At 64.7% G+C, this 18,299-nt stretch carries 12 protein-coding genes; 5 read left to right on the top strand and 7 right to left on the bottom strand.

What is annotated here, in order from left to right; genetic code table 11:
* The first annotated feature begins 1 nt into the window (after position 1).
* The 3 genes from P2869_RS28015 to P2869_RS28005 are packed head-to-tail and all read left to right on the top strand — an operon-like array spanning position 2 to position 5,686.
* The gene (locus P2869_RS28015; RefSeq protein WP_277598646.1) at positions 2-3,163 is read left to right on the top strand and encodes an efflux RND transporter permease subunit; all 3,162 of its coding nucleotides are present in this window, start codon (positions 2-4) and stop codon (positions 3,161-3,163) included.
* The gene (locus P2869_RS28010) at positions 3,160-4,707 is read left to right on the top strand and encodes an efflux transporter outer membrane subunit (protein WP_277598645.1); all 1,548 of its coding nucleotides are present in this window, start codon (positions 3,160-3,162) and stop codon (positions 4,705-4,707) included. Before P2869_RS28015 ends, P2869_RS28010 begins: the two co-directional genes overlap by 4 nt.
* A gap of 22 nt (positions 4,708-4,729) precedes the next feature.
* Entirely contained in the window at positions 4,730-5,686 is a 957-nt protein-coding gene (locus P2869_RS28005) for a DUF535 family protein (RefSeq protein WP_277598644.1), read from the top strand.
* 74 nt (positions 5,687-5,760) lie between these two features.
* On the opposite strand, the gene P2869_RS28000 is transcribed toward P2869_RS28005, so the two are convergent.
* The 7 genes from P2869_RS28000 to P2869_RS27970 all read right to left on the bottom strand — a co-directional run bounded on the left by P2869_RS28000 (position 5,761) and on the right by P2869_RS27970 (position 16,069).
* The gene (locus tag P2869_RS28000; protein ID WP_277598643.1) at positions 5,761-6,762 is read right to left on the bottom strand and encodes a YCF48-related protein; all 1,002 of its coding nucleotides are present in this window, start codon (positions 6,760-6,762) and stop codon (positions 5,761-5,763) included.
* Positions 6,763-6,770: 8 nt separating this feature from the next.
* Positions 6,771-9,158 (bottom strand): efflux RND transporter permease subunit, encoded by a 2,388-nt coding sequence (locus P2869_RS27995; RefSeq protein ID WP_199540873.1) that lies wholly within the window; start codon positions 9,156-9,158, stop codon positions 6,771-6,773.
* Between the two features lie 38 nt (positions 9,159-9,196).
* The gene (locus P2869_RS27990; RefSeq protein ID WP_277598642.1) at positions 9,197-10,849 is read right to left on the bottom strand and encodes a DUF1302 domain-containing protein; all 1,653 of its coding nucleotides are present in this window, start codon (positions 10,847-10,849) and stop codon (positions 9,197-9,199) included.
* Between the two features lie 56 nt (positions 10,850-10,905).
* On the bottom strand, positions 10,906-12,222 hold the full coding sequence (locus tag P2869_RS27985) for a DUF1329 domain-containing protein (RefSeq protein ID WP_240658952.1): 1,317 nt from the start codon (positions 12,220-12,222) through the stop codon (positions 10,906-10,908).
* 303 nt (positions 12,223-12,525) lie between these two features.
* Positions 12,526-13,200, bottom strand: a complete 675-nt coding sequence (locus P2869_RS27980; RefSeq protein ID WP_017775066.1) for a cytochrome b — start codon at positions 13,198-13,200, stop codon at positions 12,526-12,528.
* Between the two features lie 32 nt (positions 13,201-13,232).
* Complete coding sequence (locus P2869_RS27975) at positions 13,233-14,687, bottom strand: aldehyde dehydrogenase family protein (RefSeq protein WP_277598641.1); 1,455 nt, start codon at positions 14,685-14,687, stop codon at positions 13,233-13,235.
* A 38-nt stretch (positions 14,688-14,725) separates the two neighbouring features.
* On the bottom strand, positions 14,726-16,069 hold the full coding sequence (locus P2869_RS27970; RefSeq protein WP_277598640.1) for an aspartate aminotransferase family protein: 1,344 nt from the start codon (positions 16,067-16,069) through the stop codon (positions 14,726-14,728).
* A gap of 426 nt (positions 16,070-16,495) precedes the next feature.
* Between P2869_RS27970 and P2869_RS27965 the strand changes: the two genes are divergently transcribed.
* Positions 16,496-17,488 (top strand): helix-turn-helix domain-containing protein, encoded by a 993-nt coding sequence (locus tag P2869_RS27965; protein WP_277598639.1) that lies wholly within the window; start codon positions 16,496-16,498, stop codon positions 17,486-17,488.
* A gap of 280 nt (positions 17,489-17,768) precedes the next feature.
* The gene (locus P2869_RS27960; RefSeq protein ID WP_277598638.1) at positions 17,769-18,089 is read left to right on the top strand and encodes a DUF4148 domain-containing protein; all 321 of its coding nucleotides are present in this window, start codon (positions 17,769-17,771) and stop codon (positions 18,087-18,089) included.
* Positions 18,090-18,299: the final 210 nt, after the last annotated feature.

Below are 18,299 nucleotides of genomic sequence, written 5' to 3'. Positions count from 1 at the left end.
GATGTCGGAATTCTTCATCAGGCGCCCCGTATTCGCGTGGGTCATCGCCATTGCCGTCATGCTGGGCGGGCTGCTTGCATTGCGAACGCTGCCTGTCGCGCAGTATCCCGAGATTGCGCCCACCACCATATCGATCAGCGCGTCTTACCCCGGCGCCGATGCGCAGACGGTGGAGAACTCCGTCACGCGCGTGATCGAGCAGGGCATGACGGGTCTCGACCATCTTCTGTACATGTCGGCCACCTCCAGCGCCACGGGCGAGGTGGAGATCCGGCTCACGTTCACGCAGGACGCCAACGCCGACGTGGCGCAGATGCAGGTGCAAAACAAGCTGCAACTCGTCGTCTCGCAGTTGCCGCAGATCGTTCAGAGCACAGGGCTTTCCGTGACGAAATCGTCGGCGGCCTTTCTGATGGTGATCGGCTTCGCGTCCGTGGGCGGCAAATTGTCGTCCGCCGATCTGGACGACTACGTGGGCAGCACGCTCAACGAGACCATCAAGCGCGTGCCCGGCGTCGGCAACACACAGTTGTTCGGCTCGGGCTACGCGATGCGGATCTGGCTCGACGCCGACAAGCTGGCGCGCTATGCGCTGATCCCGAGCGACATCGAGACTGCACTTAGAGCGCAGAACACGCAGGTATCGGCGGGGCAGCTCGGCGCCCAGCCGGCGCGCGCCGGGCAGCAGCTCAACGCCACCGTCACGGCGCGCAGCCGCCTGCAAACGCCGGCGGAATTCGGCGACGTCATCGTGAAGAGTGCGGCAGACGGTGCGATCGTGCGCCTGCGAGACGTGGCGCGCGTCGAGATTGGCGCGGAGAACTACACCTATGTCTCGCGCTACAACGGCATGCCGGCGTCGGGCCTTGGCATCAACCTCGCCACGGGCGCCAATGCCGTCGATACCGCGAGAGCGGTCAAGGCTGCCATCCACGCGCTTTCCGGCACGCTGCCCGCAGGCGTCAAGGTGTTCTATCCGTACGACACCACGCCGTTCGTGACGCGCTCCATCGACGAAGTGCTGAAGACCCTGGCCGAAGCCGTGGTGCTCGTGTTCATCGTCATGCTCGTGTTCCTGCAGAACGTGCGCGCCACGCTGATCCCGGCGCTGGCCATTCCCGTGGTGCTGCTCGGCACGCTCGGCGTGCTCGCCGTGTCCGGCTATTCGATCAACACGCTGACGATGTTCGCGATGGTGCTCGCCATCGGCCTGCTGGTGGACGACGCCATCGTCGTGGTGGAGAACGTGGAGCGCGTGATGGCGGAGCAGGGGCTTTCCGCACGCGAGGCCACGCGCAAGTCGATGGGCGAGATTACGGGCGCGCTGATCGGCATTGCCACGGTGCTCTCCGCCGTGTTCGTGCCGATGGCGTTTTTCTCCGGCGCAACCGGCGTGATCTATCGCCAGTTCTCTATCACCATCGTCACGGCCATGCTGCTTTCCGTGCTCGTGGCGCTCGTGTTCACGCCGGCGTTGTGCGCAACCCTGCTCAAACGCCGCGATGCAAACCACAAGGGCACTCACAACGGACGCGGCTTTGGCGCCTGGTTCATGCGTACCTTCGAACACGGCTCGCTCAAGTATCGCGAGGGCGTGCGGGGCGTCATGGCGCGCGGCACCCGGTTCCTGCTTCTGTTCGTGGCGCTTCTCGTTGCGCTCGCGTGGCTCTTCACGCGGCTGCCCGGGTCGTTTCTGCCCGTGGAAGACCAGGGCATGGTGATGACGTCCGTCCAGTTGCCGGTGGGTGCCATGAGCGACCGCACCGCCCGCGTGCTCGACGAGGTCACGCACTACTACCTGCACAACGAGCGCGACGCAGTGGAAGGCGTCATGACGATCGAGGGCTTTGGCTTTGGCGGCTCGGGGCAGAACGTGGGGCTCGCCTTCGTGCGGCTCAAGGACTTCGACCAGCGGGGCTCGAAGCGGCTTTCGGCCGAGGCTGTCGTGCAGCGTGCCACCGAAGCGTTCGCGCGTATCAAGGACGCGCAGGTGTATGCGCTGCTGCCGCCCACCATCGAAGGCATGGGTACCTCGAACGGGTTCGATCTCTATCTGGAAGACAGCAACGGCGCCGGGCGCGACCGCTTGATGGGCGTGCGCGACCAGTTGTTGAGCGCGGCGGCCCGCAGCCCGCTGCTCGCGAATACGCGCCCGGCCGGCCAGGAGAACGCCCCGCAATTCGCCGTGGACATCGACGAGGAACAGGCGAGCGCGCTGGGCGTGAACCTGCACGACATCAACACGACGCTCTCCATCGCGTGGGGTAGCGACTACGTGAACGACTTCATCGACCGGGGCCGGGTCAAGAAGGTCTATCTGCAGGCCGACGCCGATTTCCGCATGCAGCCGTCCGACCTCGGCAGCTGGTTCGTGCGCAACGCGGGTGGCGCGATGGTGCCGTTCTCGTCGTTCGCGAGCGGCCGGTGGACGTCCGGTCCCCTGCAACTGGAGCGCTACAACGGCAGCGCCGCTGTGGAAATTCAGGGCGAAGCGGCGCCGGGCGTCAGTTCCGGCACGGCGATGAAGGAGATGGACCGCATTGCCGCGCAACTGCCTGCAGGCTACCGCCACGAGTGGACCGGGCTGTCCTGGCAGGAGCGCCTCTCGCGCAATCAGGCGGCCGCGCTGTACGCCATGTCGGTGCTCGTCGTGTTCCTCTGCCTCGCCGCGCTCTATGAAAGCTGGACCATTCCGCTTGCCGTCATGCTGGCCGCGCCCATCGGCATTGCGGGGGCCGTGGTGGCCGCGCTCGCCTTCGGTCAGACCAACGACGTCTATTTCAAGGTGGGGCTCTTGACCACCATCGGGCTTGCGGCGAAGAACGCCATTTTGATCGTGGAGTTCGCGCTGGATCGCGAGGCCCGCGGCGCCAGCGCCGCTCATGCCGTGCTCGAAGCGGCCACGCAGCGGCTCCGGCCCATTCTGATGACCTCGTTCGCCTTCATTCTTGGCGTCGCGCCGCTCGCGTTTGCCACAGGCGCAGGCTCCGGCGCGCAGAACGCGATCGGCGTGGGCGTGATGGGCGGCATGGTTGCCTCCACGGTGTTGGGCACGTTCTTCGTACCGCTGCTGTTCGTGGCGGTGCGCATGGCGTTCCCGGCCGCGCGAATGGACGACAACGAGGAAGACAACAAGGACGACGACAGGGATGGTCCGCGATGAACGCCATCACATCGATCGTCATGAGCGTGACCGCGACACGTCATGCGCGCACGGCGGTGACGCTTGCAAGCGGTCTCGTGCTCGCCGGGTGCGCCGTGGGCCCCGACTATCGGCAACCCGAGATGGCTGTGCCCGATAAATGGGCCAGCGTCGGCGCCATGACGCCCGCCAGCCGGCCCGAACTCGCGCAGTGGTGGACGCGGCTCAACGATCCCTTGCTCGATGCGCTGATCGACGAAGCGGTTGCCGGCAATCTCGACGTGGCCACGGCGCGGGCGAAGGTGCGCGAAGCGCGTGCGCTCTATCGGCAGGCGGCGGGCACTGCGTGGCCGTCTTTGCGGGCAAGCGTTTCCGGAACGCGCTCCGGGGGACCGGGCCGCATGTCGCCGGGCGCTTCTTCCACCACTTCTTCCACCACCAACATCAACTCAGGCACGGGCAACGCAGGCGACCTGTTCCAGGCAGGCTTCGACGCAAGCTGGGAACTCGACCTGTTCGGTGCGAACCGGCGGGCCCAAGAGGCCGCGAAGTACGGCGTCGACGCGGCGCAGTGGGGGCTCAGTGCAGCGCTCCTCACGCTGATCGGCGATGTGACGTCGTCGTATGTGCAGGCCCGCGGTTATCAGGCGCGGCTCGCATTGGCGCGCGACACGGCTGCATCGCAGGAGGAAACAGCGCGCATCACGCGCCTCAAGTTCGAGGCAGGGGCTTCCTCGGGGCTCGATGCAGCCAACGCGGCGGGGCAGGCGCAAAGCACGCGGGCCGCCATTCCTGCCTTCGAGGCCGCTTATGCGCAGACCGTGCATGGCCTTTCCGTACTGACAGGCCAGCCGCCGGAGGCGTTGCTCGACCGCATGGAACAGCCGGAGCCGCTGCCCACGCCGACGCTGCCCGTCTCGCTCGGCGTGCCCGCAGACGTGCTGCTTGCGCGTCCCGATGTGCGTCTTGCGGAGCGTCGGTACGCGCAGTCCACGGCCAAAGTGGGGCAAGCCGAGGCCGCGCGTTACCCGAGCGTGAGCCTCACGGGAAGTCTCATAACCTCGGCCACGCGGCCGGGCGACCTGGGCCAGCGCTCCTCGATCGGCTGGGCGTTCGGACCTTCTCTCACGGTGCCGCTCTTCAACGGCGGGCGGCTCAAGGCCGGTGTCGAAGTGGCGCAGGCCGAGCGGGACCAATCCTTCATCGCGTGGCGTGCGGCCGTGTTGAACGCACTGAAGGACGTGGAAGGCGCGAGCGTCGCGCTGTACCAGGAGAACGAACGCATCGCGGCGCTGCGCGCCTCCGCTGCCTCGTACCGCACCGCCGCGGATCTGGCTCGCCTGCTGTATCGCGCCGGCTCCACGAGCTTTCTCGACGTGCTCACGGCAGAGCGCTCGCTCTATCTGGCCGAGGACGCGCTGATCCAGAGCCGGGTGCTCTTCACGACGCACTACGTCGCGTTGAACAAGGCGCTGGGCGGCGGCTGGAAGGGACACATCGATACGTCGACGCCGGAAGTGGTCGACGCCCACACGGGCCCGCATCTCGACACGACGCGGGACTGACCTCACTACGCGAGACACCAACATGCTCGTCGCACACGCATTGCGTTTTCTCCCCGAGTTCGTTCCAGGCAGCGATCTGAAATCGCGGTTCAGAAGAGTGCGCATCTGGATGTATGCGGCGCTTCACCCGCGCGCCGCCTGTTGCTGGTTCAACGCGCTCGCGGAGCACCGGGTGCTTGCCGATATCGCGCGGCACGACCGGCGCTTTGCGGAGCGGCCGTTTCATGGGCTCGCGCAGTTGCATCTGGGCGCGCTTGAGCGTGTAGCGATGATTCGGGACCACCATGTCCTGATGGAACGCCTGCTGGGCGACGCGCTCACGCGGCGTATCTACCTGATGGGCGAGCACGTCGTGCTGGCCGCGTGTCCGCCGTTCTCGATCGTGCTGAAGAGCGTGACGCGCTGCCGGCGCGAGGGACTGTTGACCGTCGCATGCACGGACACCGAAACCGGCGTCGATCTCGCATGGGCCACGCTCACGCTCGAAATGCGATATGACACGCGCACGCCGGGGCTCTTCATCGGTGGCCTGCAGGGGCCGGGCGGTGAGCACCGCGAGCGCGTGCGCATCGCCACGCGGGCGAGCCATGGGCTGCGCCCGAAGGCGGCGGTCATGGAGGCGATCGGCGCGTTGTGCGAGCTGCTGGATATCCGCTCGCTCACAGCGGTGGCGCGCTCGGCCCATGTATCGAGTGCAGGCACCGACGCGTTTCGTTCCGACTACGACGCGTTCTGGCAAGAGTTGGGCGGAACGCGAGCGGGGGACCGTTTCGCGTTGCCGCTGGTGCCGCCGCATCGCTCGATCGACCAGGTGCCGTCGAACAAGCGGGCGGCGTTCCGGCGCCGGCAGACATTGATCGCGCAGATGAAGGAACAGCTTCGGTACTGCGTGGAGCGCGTGAGGCACGAGAGCTCGCCGCGCAGCGATCCGCCCGCACGGAAGGAGACGGCGCAGACACTGGCGTATGCGGTGCAGTGAGCGACGCGAAAGCGCTGTCTGCGCGACGTGGGCGCAGGCGCTTCTTTCGCTTCCGCCGTCGCGCCTGATGTGCCTTATTTTGCGAGTGCCTGGATGGGTGCGTCGGCCACTACACCTTCTCGCGAATACAGCACGGCATGACAGGACGCATCGAAGGCCACGGCCGTCAACGGCAAGCGGTCCTGGCGCACGTTGGAGGCAAACGACGCTCCGCCATCGTCGCTGTGCACGACGAGACCATCCAGACCCACGCCGACGATGGTCGAGCCGCACAGCACGAGCGACGTGATGGACGACTTGCTCTGCGTTTCCACGCGTTGCCACGTTTCGCCGTGATCGGCGCTCTTGTACAGCGAGCCGCGCAGGCCGCCGACGAACAGCGTGCCGTCGGCAGCGGCTGCGCCGGTCCAGAACGATCCCTTGTAGCCGGTGCTGAGGTAGCGCCAGTGCGCGCCGCGATCGTCGGAACGCAGCACCATGCCGCGTTCGGCCGGCGCGTAGAGCCGGTTCTGTGCATCCACGAAGAGGCCTTGCAGATTCAGGTCCGCGCGTTGCCCCTCGCCGGGGGAGGGCAACGTGACTGCTCGCCAGTGCGCTCCGCCATCCGACGTTTCCAGCGTCAGCGACCACAGGCCGACGGCCACACCGTGATCCGCGTCGAAGAAGTGGACCGCGAACAGCGGACGGTCGGTCTTCGTGTCGCTGCGTTGCAGTTGCCAGGTTTCGCCGCCGTCCGTGGTGCGCAGCACGACGCCCCAGTGGCCCACGGCCCAGCCCTGCCGCGCATCGACGAACGAGACGGAGGTCAACGTGACGTCCACCGGCACGCGTTTCGCCTGCCGGTGGGTCTTGCCGCCGTCATCGGAGAGCAGAACGACACCATGGTCGCCCACCGCGACGATGCGCGAGCCGGCTGTGGCAGTGCCCAGCATCGTGGCCGAGGCCGCATACGGCACGGAGGCGGCCGGTGCAGCCAACGGTGCGGGTGGCGCGTTGTCCGTCGTCACGGCGGCCAGGGCGACGAGCGGCAAAGACAGAAGCGCCGCGCAGGCGAGAGCGGAGAGGCGAGAAGTCATGGCGGCGTTCAATGATGTTGGAGTCCGGTTGCGTGCACGGGGCGGCGGCGCGGGAAGAGCTTTTCGAGCCAGACGACCATGGCGGGCAGCGCGGTCATCGCCATCACCATGTTCACCATGAACATGAAGGCGAGCAGCTTGCCCATGTCGGCCTGAAATTTCAGCTGCGAGAACGACCACGTCGCCACGCCGATGGCGAGCGTGATGGCCGTGAAAATGGTGGCTGTGCCCACTTCGAGAATTGCGTGCTCGATGGCCTTCACGGTGGGCTGGCCGTTGGCCACGTGCAGCAACAGGCGGTTGTAGATATAGAACGCGTAGTCCACGCCGATGCCCACCGCGAGCACCATCACAGGCAGCGTGGCTACCGTGAGGCCGATCTGTAGTTCCTTCATGAACCAGTAGCCCACGAAGGTGCCCACCGTCAGCGGCAGACAGCACGCGATAACAGCGCGCAGATCGCGATAGACCAGGAACACCAGAATCACGATGGCCGCGTACACGTAAAGCATCATCGGCAGTTCGCTTCTGGCCACTTCGTCGTTGATGGCGGCCAGCACGCCGGCATTGCCCGAGGCGAGCCGCATGCTCACGCCCGGCGGCGCGCTGGTGGTGCGAAACGCTTTCACCGCGTCGATGACGCGCTGGATCGTGGTGGCCTTGTGGTCGGTGAGGAAGAGGTTCACGGCGGTCATGCTGCAGTCTTTGCGCATCGTGCCGCGCACGCGCGCAATTTCCGTGGAGAGCGCGGCGTAATTGGCAGGGTCGATGGGCACCACGCTCATCTTCGGATTGCCTTCGTTATAGCCTTCGTTGTAGAGCCTCAATTGTGCGGAGTAAGACGCTGCGGAAAGCACGCCGTCCACGTGCTGCATGGCCCACGTAAAGCGGTCCTGGTAGAGGCCGATGTTGACGTTGTTGCAACTCTCCGGCGGCGCTTCGAAGATCACCGTCAGCCAGTCGAGGCCCGTATCGAAGTTGCTGGAGATAGCCACGGCGTCGCGGTTAAAACGTGCATCGGCGCGTAGTTCGGGAGCGCCTGGCTGCAACGTGCCCACCACGCGATCGCGGCCTTGCCATACCGCCACCGCGAAAACGCAGGCGGTGAGCGCCAGCACGACGAGCGCATTGCGCGGTTCCGCCACGCGAGCCACCACGCGCAGCCAGGACGCCTGGTGTTCGCGGCGAACCAGCGCCTTGTCTGCGTAGGCCTTGCTCACGTTGAAGAAGGAGGCCGCCACGGGCAGCATCACGAGGTTCGTGACGATCTTGTACGCCACGCCGAGCGAAGCCGCGATGGCCAGCTCCCGCACCATCGGAATGGGGATCAAGAGCAGCGTGATGAACGAGACGAACGCCGTGACGAGCGCGAGCGTGCCGGGAATCAGCAGTCCGCTGAAGCTGTCGCGGCACGCGTCGAAGTTGGAATGCCCATGCGAAATGCCGCGCACGATGTAGTTGATCTGCTGCACGCCATGCGACACGCCGATGGCGAACACAAGAAACGGCACGAGCACCGCGAGCGGATCGAGCCCGAAGCCGAGCAGGCGCAGCGTGCCGAACTGCCAGACCAGCGACGTGAGCGAACACAGAACGGGGAGCAGGGTAAAGCGCAGCGAGCGGCAGTACCAGTACACGGCGGCGGCCGTGAGCAGCAACGCAATGGCGCAGAACTTGAGCACGGAACGCGCGCCGTCGGCGATGTCGCCTATCTGCTTGGCGAAACCGATGATCTGGATTTCGAAGTCGCCGTCTTCGAACTTCGAACGAATGCGCTGTTCGAGCAGATGGTTGTAATCCACGTAGTCGAGCTTGGCGCCGTGGGCATCGTATTCGAGCAGCTCGGCGGTGATCATCGCGCTCGTTTCGTCGCGCGAGACCAGCGTGCCGACGAAGCCGCCTTGTCTTGCCGCGCGCCGGATATTGCCGATGGTTTCGCTATCGAGTTGCGCGGGCGTGATCGTGCTGTCGATCAGCGGGTCCGCGCGAAAACCGTCCTCGGTAATTTCATTCACGAAGCTGTTGGGCGTCCACAGCGACTGCACGCCCAGCCGTTCGATGTTGGGCAGGAAGATGACCGCCTGCGTCACGTCGTAAAGCCGCTTGAGCGCCGCGGCATTCCAGATGTTGCCGTGGCGCGCCTTGACGACGATGTTCAGGCGGTTCGCTCCCAAGGTGTCGTTGCGATATTTCTCGAACGTCTGGATGTACTCGTGCCCGACGGGCATCTGCTTGTCGAAGCCCGCATCCATGCGCAACTGCGTGGCGAACCACGCCATGACGAGCGTGAACACGGCGAGGGCGGCAAGAATGAGGCGCCGGTGAGAAAAGACGAATGCTTCGAAGCGGAGCACGGCGCGTTGCAGCGCCGTGGTGGTGTCGGGCGGAGTGGGCATGGCGCGGGAACGGTTTGCTTGAGAGGGGACGGCTTCGGTCAGAAGTTGCGCGACAGCGTGAGGCCGACGAAATTGCGGTCGCGATATGGCTGGTCGAATACGCTCTTGCCGCCGAAGAATGCGGAGTAGTTGATAGCGGCCTGCCAGTTCGCCGGGTTCTGGATGAACGTCACGACGAGATTGACCGACTTCGCGCCTTCCATGAACTGGCCCACGGCATTCGGTGTTCTACCGCTCACGGCCTGGAAGTAATAGACCTCGGGAATCACCTGCCAGCCCGGAATCAGTTTGCCGTCGTACACCCAGCTGAAGTCCAGGTTATAGCCCCACGACGTTTTCGTGCCCACGGGCTTGGGCGTGCCGTTGGCGCTGTACTCCTGGCCCCATCCCCATGCGCCTGCGGAAATCGGGTCGTTGCCGTAGTACTGCTTGAGGCCCGGGTAGCTCACCACCACGGCCTCGGCCATGAGCGTGGCGGTGTCCGCCCCCAGCAGCTTCAGGATGGTGTGGGCGTTGCTGGGCGTGAGGCTCAGCATGCCCGTAAGGTGCCACTGAAACTTCTTTTCGTTGGCCCAGCAGTTGCCGTTGTTCGACGCGCAGCCGCTCACGGCCGGGTTGAGCGCGACGGCATCGCGCGGGCGATACGACAGTTCGGTGCCGATGGCCCAGTCGCCTATCGGCATGTTCGCGCTGATGCCGAAGAGGCGCCGGTCTTCGGCATACGCCCAGCCCGAATGGCCCGTGCCGCCCGCGTTCGTGCTGAAATTCGGCGACTTGTCGTTGTAGCTCATCACGTAGAAGCCGAGATTCACCGGCGTGCCCGCGGGCTGCCAGCGCAGCGCGGTGCCCCATTGCCCGCCGTTCTTCGGCTTGACCTCGATGAGCCCGTAGGCGTCGTGGCCCCGGCCCATGCCGTTGGCGAACGACCAATAGCTGCCCGAAGGCGGCAGGTAATTGCCGTTCCAGTTGCTCTGGATATAGGTCTCCAGATTGAGCCCGTGGCCGAGGCCCGTTGCGAAGCTCGCGATAGGCGCGGGAAGCACCGCTTCTTTCAGCTGCGTGCCCGGCTGCGAGAGGCGCATCACGTCGATGGCATTGGTGGCGTTGATGCCGCCCGGCAGGAACAGGCTTTCGCCCCAGCTGATGACCTGATTACCCACGCGCACGCGCGCCGTTTCGCCGAACAGCTGAAACGACTTGCTGACCCAGAGGTCGAGCAGGCGAGCCTTGAAACGCAGGTCCGAACTCGCATCGGACGCCTGGCCGCTCGTGAGATACGACGGCGTAGCCGGGCTCAGGTAGCCGGTGGTGTGCGTGGCCGTGAAGTCGCGTATCCAGTTCACGCGGCCGAGGAAGGTGAAGTCGTCCGGCATCTTGAGCAGCAGTTCGTGACTGCCTTTCAGGTACGTCGTGAACGCATCGCCTTTGGCGTAGTTCAGGTTGCCCTGATCGCCCATGGAAGACGTGGGCGCGAGGCAGCCGGCCGGGGCGCCTGCTCCGGTCGCGCCCGCCGTAATGAGATCGCAGGCGGGCGACTTGGCGCGTATGCCGGTACCTACCGAGATGGTCGAATCGAAACTGCCTCTTACGTCGCTGAACTCGAAGTCGGCCGCTTGCGCGCCGACTGCTGAAAGCAGACCGCAGACGGATGCGGCGGCCGTGCGCATGCGAATCCCCTGGACACCGGACATGGTTGATCTCCTTGGCTTGTCTGTTTGTTGTGGGCGCTGGAACGATTTGGAACGACTCAGCGCTCGCTGATGGCGCGCAGGTTTTCAGCGGTGTAGAAGTCGGCGCGCATGCGCGGCCCCGTGGGTTCCGTGAAATAGCGGACGTCCTTGCCGACGCCGGCCGCATGCGTATCGAACACGTAGCGGCCTTCGGCCAGGTTGTTCTGCACCATGGCCATCACGTCGCAGGTGCCGGTTTCGTAGACGGGAATGAGGAAGCCTTCGCGCATCTTGGCAAGCTTGTCCTGACCGTCGAAGTCGTCCATCAGCACGGGGGCCCAGCTGTCTTCGTCCAGGTACACCACGCGCCGCGGGGCCGAGTGCCGCATGCCGGCCTTCACCGTGGCTTCGACCACCCACACGCGATGCAACTCGTAGCGGCGATGGCTCGGCGCGATGAAGTTGTTCTGGGCGATGTCTTCGAACTTCGACTGGAAGTCGAAGGCGCCGAAGTCGTTGTAGGGCACGTAGATTTCCTTCTTGCCCACGAGCTTCCAGTTGAAGCGGTCCAGCGCGCCGTTGAACACGTTCGGTTCGTCGAGCGTGTACTGGTTTTCCATGCCGATCTGCGGCGCGTCATGCGAGTAGGCCGGCATGCGGCGCACGCGGCGCTGGCCCGGGAAGTAATAGAAGGTCTCGTTTTCCGGCTGGTTCAGATACTGCGTGATGGCGAGTGCCTGGCCCGCGAGCGCCGTGGGCGAGAGATAGGCGAAGTACACATAGAACTCGACGGGCGGGTAGGACGAGAGCGCGTGCGATCCTTTCTCGCCCCACGGAATGAAGAGGGTCTGCTCGGACTCGGCACGAATCCATTCGCTGCCGCCGCGGCGTGGCGACACGGCCGTGATGGTCTTCTTGTAGTCGATGCCCACGCCGCGATAGCGCAGCTTCGCGTTCCACATGGCTTCCACGCCGGTGGATGGAATGGGGAACGGGTAGCCCGGTACGGTGGCGTCCTTGATGCTCCAGCCGTCGTCGTTGAGTTTGGCCGTACCCACGTTCTTGCGCGTGTTGGCCGCAACGAAGTCGGGCACGCCGCAGGTGCGGTGCGAAGGGTAGACGTCCATGCGATAGCCCTTCGTTTGCCGGATCATGGCGGCCTCGCCGGCGGAAAGGTGGTCCGCGTATTTATCGACGTTCGAGGCATCGATGGAAAAGAGCGGCTTTTCGTCCTTGTGCTTCCAGTACGCGAGGCGCAGCTTGCCCCATTCCCAGCCGGGCAACGGCGCTTCGGCGCCTTGCCACGCGGGAATGGTGCCGTCCTTGTTGGCTTCTTTTTCCGCGCCCGATGGCGTGAGCCGGTCCAGTGCGGCGGGGTCCGCGCCCACGGCCATGCCGGTGCCGAAAAGGAGGCTGGCGGCGAGCGTGGCGCTCAGTGTGGTTTTCAGGGTGGTGCTTGCACAGGCGGTGCGCCGGAATCGTTTTGTCTTCATGTCGTTTCCTCGAGTGAGTTGAATCGCTTTCAATGCTTGCGGATGGAGTGGGCGCGATCTGCACATGCGTGGGAACGACCGGCATTTCGCGGACGAACGCATCCCTCACGAAGCCGGCCTCAAGGCGGAGAGACTCCAGCCTTGAGCGCGGTGCTTCGTGATTTCGGGATCGCTTCGGAAGTACGGGAACGGCTTGCGGCGGGGCTAACGGTGGTTGGGCTGAGTGGCGGCAGTGGGCGCCCCGGTGGCGGGTTCGTCGTGCTGCGCGAGCGGCAGCATGCGTTTGAGCACCGCGTCTTTACGCACGAAGTGATGCACGAGCGCAGCGCCCGCATGAATCACGACGAGCGGCCAGGCCACCCATTGGCCGATGAAGCTGTGCACGGCCCACATCACGTCTTCCAGACCCGTTACGGAGAGACCGAAGATCGACCGGATCCACGCCGCGAACGCCGTGTTCCGGCATGCGGGAATGACGAAGAAGCCGAAGTTCGTGGGGTCGTAGGTGGTCATGTAGCCTGAAACGGGCATCAGAATCAGCAGGGCGTAGAGCGCCCAGTGCGCCACGTCTGCTGCGCGGTTCTCGATGCGCGAATGCGAAAGGTGACGCGGCACGATGCCGAAGATCCGCCATAGCAGGCGGGGCAGCGTGAGAAACGCGATCGTGATGCCCAGAATCCAGTGGATGTTGAGAATGGGCACCACGCGCGCTGCGTTCGGCGTGGTGCCGAAGAGGGCGGGCTTGATGCTCGTCTCCGGGTCGACGAACCAGATGACGTAGTAGACGACCACATACGCGGTAATGAACGCCGCGGCGGTCAGCCAGTGGAACAGCATCGAGACATTGCCGTAGGACTCCAGCGTGTTTCTCCAGCGCATGGCGGTCTCCTTTGTCGAGGGTGGCGAAAAGCTCAGGAGGGCAGTAGAACCGTGATCACTTTCTCTTCGGTGTAGGCGAGCGCGCCGGTGATGCCGCCTTCGCGGCCTATGCCGCTGCTTTTGAGGCCGCCCCACGGAAGATTCGCATCCAGCGGGCTCCAGCAGTTCACGCCGACCGCGCCCACCTTCACCTGATGCGCGACGCGGTGCGCGCGCGTGAGATCGTTGGTCCAGAGCGTGGCCGCGAGTCCGTAGTCCGAATCGTTGGCGATGGCCACGGCTTCTTCTTCGGTATCGAACGCGATGATCGTGCCGACCGGGCCGAAGATTTCCTCTCGCGCGATGGTCATGCCGTTGTTCGCGCCGGCGAAGACAGTCGGTTTCACGAACCATCCCTTCTCGGGCTGGGAGACGCCGCCCACGAGCAGCTCAGCCCCTTCGTCGAGGCCGGCCTGAATGTAGCGGTTCACGCGTTCGAATTGCTGCTGCTTCGCGAGCGGTCCCATCTGCACGCCGGGCTCGCGCGGGTCGCCCACCTTGATGGTGGCCGCGGCTTCGGCCATCGCTGCGGCGAAGCGCTGGACGAGGCTGCGCTGCACGAGAATGCGTGAGCCCGCGGCGCAGACCTGCCCCTGGTTCACGAAGATGCCGAGGGCGCAGCCGCGCACGGCTTCGTCGAACGGCGCGTCTTCGAATACGATCTGCGGACTCTTGCCGCCCAGCTCCAGCGTCACGCGTTTGAACTGCGCGCCGGCAATGCGCTGAATGGTGCGGCCGGCTTCGGGGCTGCCCGTGAAGCTGATCTTCGCGATGTCCGGGTGCTCGCATAGCGCCCGGCCCACTACGTCGCCGCGCCCCGTGACCACGTTCACGACGCCATCGGGAAAGCCGGCTTCCTTGCACAGCGCGGCGAGATGCAGCGCGGACTGCGGCGTTTCTTCTGCCGGCTTGATGACCACCGTGCAGCCCGCGGCGAGCAAGGCCGCAAGCTTCCAGGTGGTAATCATGAGCGGCGCGTTCCACGGCACGATGGCGCCCACCACGCCGACGGGCTCGCGCACGGTGTACGAAAGCGTCCTGTTTCCCATGTAGCCCGCGGTGGGAATGGTCCGGCCTTCCAGCTGGTTTGCCCAACCCGCCGCGGCACGCAGGTTGGCGACAGCGTTCGGCACGTCCATCATGCGCGGCTCGATGGGCGAGCGGCCAATCGCGTGGGCGTCCATGTCGGCGAGCAGCGTCGTGTCGCGTTCGACCAGATCGGCGAGCCGGATCAGAAGACGCGCGCGCTGTGCGCCGTCCAGCGTGCGCCATGCACCACCGGACAATTGCGCGCTGGCTGCGGCGACGGCGCGTTGCACGTCTTCGGCGGTGCCTTCTGCGGCGCTCGCGTATTCGCGTTCGTCAACCGGATTCAGGAGGCGCATGCGGCCGCCGTCGGAGGCATCGGCCGGTGCGCCGTTAATGAAGTGCTTCAGGTTCTGGCTCATGCTCATGAATTCATTGGGCGTAGAGAACGTTGGCCGCTTTAGCGGACGAACGGCACTTCCTTGAAGGCGGCATCGAGCGCGGACACGATGCGGTCGATCTCGGGCCGCTGGATCACGAGCGGCGGCGACAGGATGATCTTCGTGCCTACCGGACGCACGATCGCGCCGTTGCGGCGCGCCACTTCCGCGACGTTGTAGGCGTAGCCCGACATCGGGCTGATGGGCTCGTGCGTGGCCTTGTCGTTGACGAGGTCGATGGCGAGCATGAGACCTTTGCCGCGCACTTCGCCAATGGCTTCGAAGCGATCGGCGAACGGCTGCAATGCTTCGAGCAGATAGGCGCCCTGCTTGCCGGCGTTGCCGGGCAGATCTTCGCCCACCACGATGTCGAGGCTTGCGAGTGCGGCGGCGCAACCCACGGGATGGCCCGCATACGTGTAGCCGTGCATGAGTTGCCCGGAGAAGTCCTGATTGGTTTCGAAGGCCAGCGCCACGCGGTCGTTGAATACCGTGGCGCCCAGCGGCACGTATCCGGAAGACAGGCCCTTGGCGAAGCACATGAAGTCCGGCTTGACGCCCCAGCCGCGCACGCCAAAGAGGCTGCCGGAACGGCCGAATCCCGTGACCACTTCATCGGCAATCAGCAGGACGCCGTACTTGTCGCATACGGCGCGCACTTTGGGCCAGAAGCTTGCGGGCGGCACGATCACGCCGCCCGCGCCCTGAACCGGCTCGGCGATGAAGGCGGCGACGGTGTCCGGGCCCTGGAACTGGATCTCGCGGTCCAGCAGATCTGCACACAACGTCGACAGTTCTTCCGGGTCGCTCGTGAACGGATTGCGATACACCCAGGGGTTCTGCACCTGGAAGCAGCCGGGGATGAGCGGCTCGTAGTTGCGGCGGAAAACGGCGTTCCCATTGACCGATGCGCTCAGGAAGTGACTGCCGTGGTAGCCCTCTTTGAGCGAGATGAATTTCGTGCGGTCTTTCTGACCCAGGATTTTCCAGTACTGGCGCGCCAGCTTCAGCGCAGTTTCGGTGGAGTCCGAACCGTTGGAACTGAACACCACGCGCTTCATTTCTTCGGGCGCGAGCACTTCCATCAGACGTGCGGAAAGCGCTTCGGCGGGCGGGTTCGACACGCCGTCGAACAGCTGGAAATACTCGAGCTGATCGAGCTGCTTCACGATGGCCGCCTTGACCTCGGGGCGGTTGTGCCCCACGTTGACGTTCCACAGTCCGCCCACGCCGTCGACGAAGCGGTTGCCGGATTCGTCGAAGACGTAGCAGCCGTCGCCGCGAACAATGCGCAGAGGCTTGCGTTCCTTCATCGCAGCGGGGTGCATCATGGGGTGCCAGAAGCGGGCGTTTTCGTAAGTCATCGTGTCTCCGTGCAGTGCATTGAAGCGCCACGAGGCGCAACGGGTGTGCTCGAGCGGGCGTGAGGCGGGTGCTATGCCCGACGCTCGCCGTGTGAACGAAGTTTCATTGCGAACACCGGCCCGGCGGTATCCCAAATGAGCAAGTTCGAAGGTCGCTTCGTGTGTCGAGGTCGCCTCAACGGCTGCGAAGTGAAGTGCCGTTGTCACCGCGCTGGTGCCTGTGCACTCTTTTGCGCCAAGGTGGCCCTGCGTGCACGCGCGCAAGGCGTGCAGCGCGACGGGTTATCCCTGGTAGAACGTCGCGAATGCAGGTGGGCACAATCACGGCATCCCCGATGTTGGCTGGCACGGTCTGTGCATCGACGTTTAGGAATGCGTCGGAGTGATTCTTTGGGAACCCGTTCATACAACAGGTAATTCAACGTCATGAATCAAAGCATCAACCGATTCCAGGACGTGCATATGCATGCCTGTGCCGTGCGGGACTGGAATCAGACTTATAGCCAGATATCGGCGGGGCCGCTGGAAAGCTCGTTGATGCAACTGAAAAGCACGCGCACTCATGTGTTTCGCGAGCGGATCAGCCAGCGTGTCGTGCAGCACGGTGAAGCGCCGAAGGGCAAGATGTGTTTCGCGATTCCTACAGCCGTGTCGGGCGCAATCCGCATGCAGGGCCGCGAGGCTGACGAGAACAGCATCTTCGTGCTGCGTGGCGGTGAAGAATTCATGTTCCATATGCCGATGGGTATGGACATGCTCTCCATCACGTTCGACGGCGAGCTGTTCGAAAGCGCGCTGGAAGCTACGCCTTCGCCGGGCGACATCCGCACGCTGTTACGGCAGCCTGTCATCAAGGTGCCGTCAAAACGGCTCGCACAATGCCGTGACCAACTGCTGGCGCTCTTTTTGAGCGCGCTCGCGATGGACCCGTTGGAGTCATCGGGCGCATCAGGCGCATCTGACGCAGCGGGTTCATCTAGCGACGGGCCGGACCTCGAACGAAGTCTCGAGCAGGAGATGCTCGACGGTCTGCTCCAACTGTTGACGGACCCGACATGTGACCGCCACCAGCGCCCGGGGAGTTCGACGCAAAGCTTCATCGTGGACAAGTGCCATCGGTTGACCGTATCGGACGCCGCGAACGCACCGAGCGTGATCGAACTGTGTCAGCGGTTGCAGATCAGCAGGCGCACCGTGCAGAACAGTTTTCGCACCGTGGCGGAAACGACGCCGGTGAAGTATCTGCGCTCTGTGCGGCTCAACGGCGTGCGCCGCGAGTTGATGGCAACGCGCGCCAGCGACCTCGCCATTGGCGACGCCGCCGCCAACTGGGGCTTCTTCCATATGAGCCATTTCGCCGCCGACTATCAGGAACTGTTCGGCGAATTGCCTTCGCAGACGAGACGGGGCGGCCGCTAGTCGTAGCCGTTTGTCTGTCGCGCGCCAGGCCGCGCAACCCTTTCCTCACATCCCGATGCACGGCGCCGCCCGGCGCCGCTTTGTATCGTTGTGTATCCGCGGCAAAAAAAGACAAGAACGCATACATAAACGCCGCTTCGCGGAAACAAGCCGGATACGTCGAGCGATTCAAATACACCCATGCCAGTTGGCGATGCCGCAAAGCGGCCCTCACGCCAACCGGATACCGGGCGCCACGCGGGTGTGGCGTGAATCAACTCGATACTCACAGGTGAAAACCATGAAGCTCGTCCAGTCGCTGATCGTTGCCGCTGTTGTCGCCGTTCCCGCCGTTTCGTTTGCTCAATCCAGCCAGCCGATCACGCGTGCGCAGGTTCGGGCGGAACTCGTTCAACTCGAGAAGGCCGGCTACAACCCGGCGGATGACTACACCCAGTACCCCGCGAACATCCAGGCAGCCGAAGCCCGCGTGAGTGCCCAGAACCGCGACGCGGCCGCGGCTTATGGTCCCGTTATCACCGGTTCCTCGTCGTCGGGCTCGCGTGCGACCTCTGCGCAAGACACGATTCCGGGGCTCGAGCCGATCTACGCGCACTCCTGAATCGTGCGTGTCGGTTCAGAGCGATGCGGTCCATGGCGTGAGGGATGCCCGATCGCCGGACAGCATGCCTATGTACGGTCCGGTGTTCGAGGCGAGCGCTCTAATACCAAGGTATAGGTGCCTCATGACAAGGCGTGCGCCGCTTCTCGCCGCGATGAACATCGCGCATTAGACCTTCTCCTTGAGCTTCGACCATCAACGGCGATCGCG

Origin of the sequence: Paraburkholderia sp. SUR17 (assembly GCF_029536165.1) — a bacterium.
GTDB lineage: Bacteria > Pseudomonadota > Gammaproteobacteria > Burkholderiales > Burkholderiaceae > Paraburkholderia > Paraburkholderia kururiensis.
Note: the sequence above shows the minus strand (reverse complement) of the source record. Positions and strands in the feature narration are given on the sequence as shown.

Excerpts from the sequence above, each read along its gene's own strand:
- P2869_RS27985 (WP_240658952.1), bottom strand. The coding sequence starts at position 12,222 with ATGGCCGTGGGCGCGGACCCCGCCGCACTGGACCGGCTCACGCCATCG.
- P2869_RS27990 (WP_277598642.1), bottom strand. The coding sequence starts at position 10,849 with ATGTCCGGTGTCCAGGGGATTCGCATGCGCACGGCCGCCGCATCCGTC.
- P2869_RS28015 (WP_277598646.1), top strand. The coding sequence starts at position 2 with ATGTCGGAATTCTTCATCAGGCGCCCCGTATTCGCGTGGGTCATCGCC.
- P2869_RS28010 (WP_277598645.1), top strand. The coding sequence starts at position 3,160 with ATGAACGCCATCACATCGATCGTCATGAGCGTGACCGCGACACGTCAT.
- P2869_RS27960 (WP_277598638.1), top strand. The coding sequence starts at position 17,769 with ATGAAGCTCGTCCAGTCGCTGATCGTTGCCGCTGTTGTCGCCGTTCCC.
- P2869_RS27965 (WP_277598639.1), top strand. The coding sequence starts at position 16,496 with ATGAATCAAAGCATCAACCGATTCCAGGACGTGCATATGCATGCCTGT.
- P2869_RS28000 (WP_277598643.1), bottom strand. The coding sequence starts at position 6,762 with ATGACTTCTCGCCTCTCCGCTCTCGCCTGCGCGGCGCTTCTGTCTTTG.
- P2869_RS27975 (WP_277598641.1), bottom strand. The coding sequence starts at position 14,687 with ATGAGCCAGAACCTGAAGCACTTCATTAACGGCGCACCGGCCGATGCC.
- P2869_RS27980 (WP_017775066.1), bottom strand. The coding sequence starts at position 13,200 with ATGCGCTGGAGAAACACGCTGGAGTCCTACGGCAATGTCTCGATGCTG.
- P2869_RS27970 (WP_277598640.1), bottom strand. The coding sequence starts at position 16,069 with ATGACTTACGAAAACGCCCGCTTCTGGCACCCCATGATGCACCCCGCT.
- P2869_RS27995 (WP_199540873.1), bottom strand. The coding sequence starts at position 9,158 with ATGCCCACTCCGCCCGACACCACCACGGCGCTGCAACGCGCCGTGCTC.
- P2869_RS28005 (WP_277598644.1), top strand. The coding sequence starts at position 4,730 with ATGCTCGTCGCACACGCATTGCGTTTTCTCCCCGAGTTCGTTCCAGGC.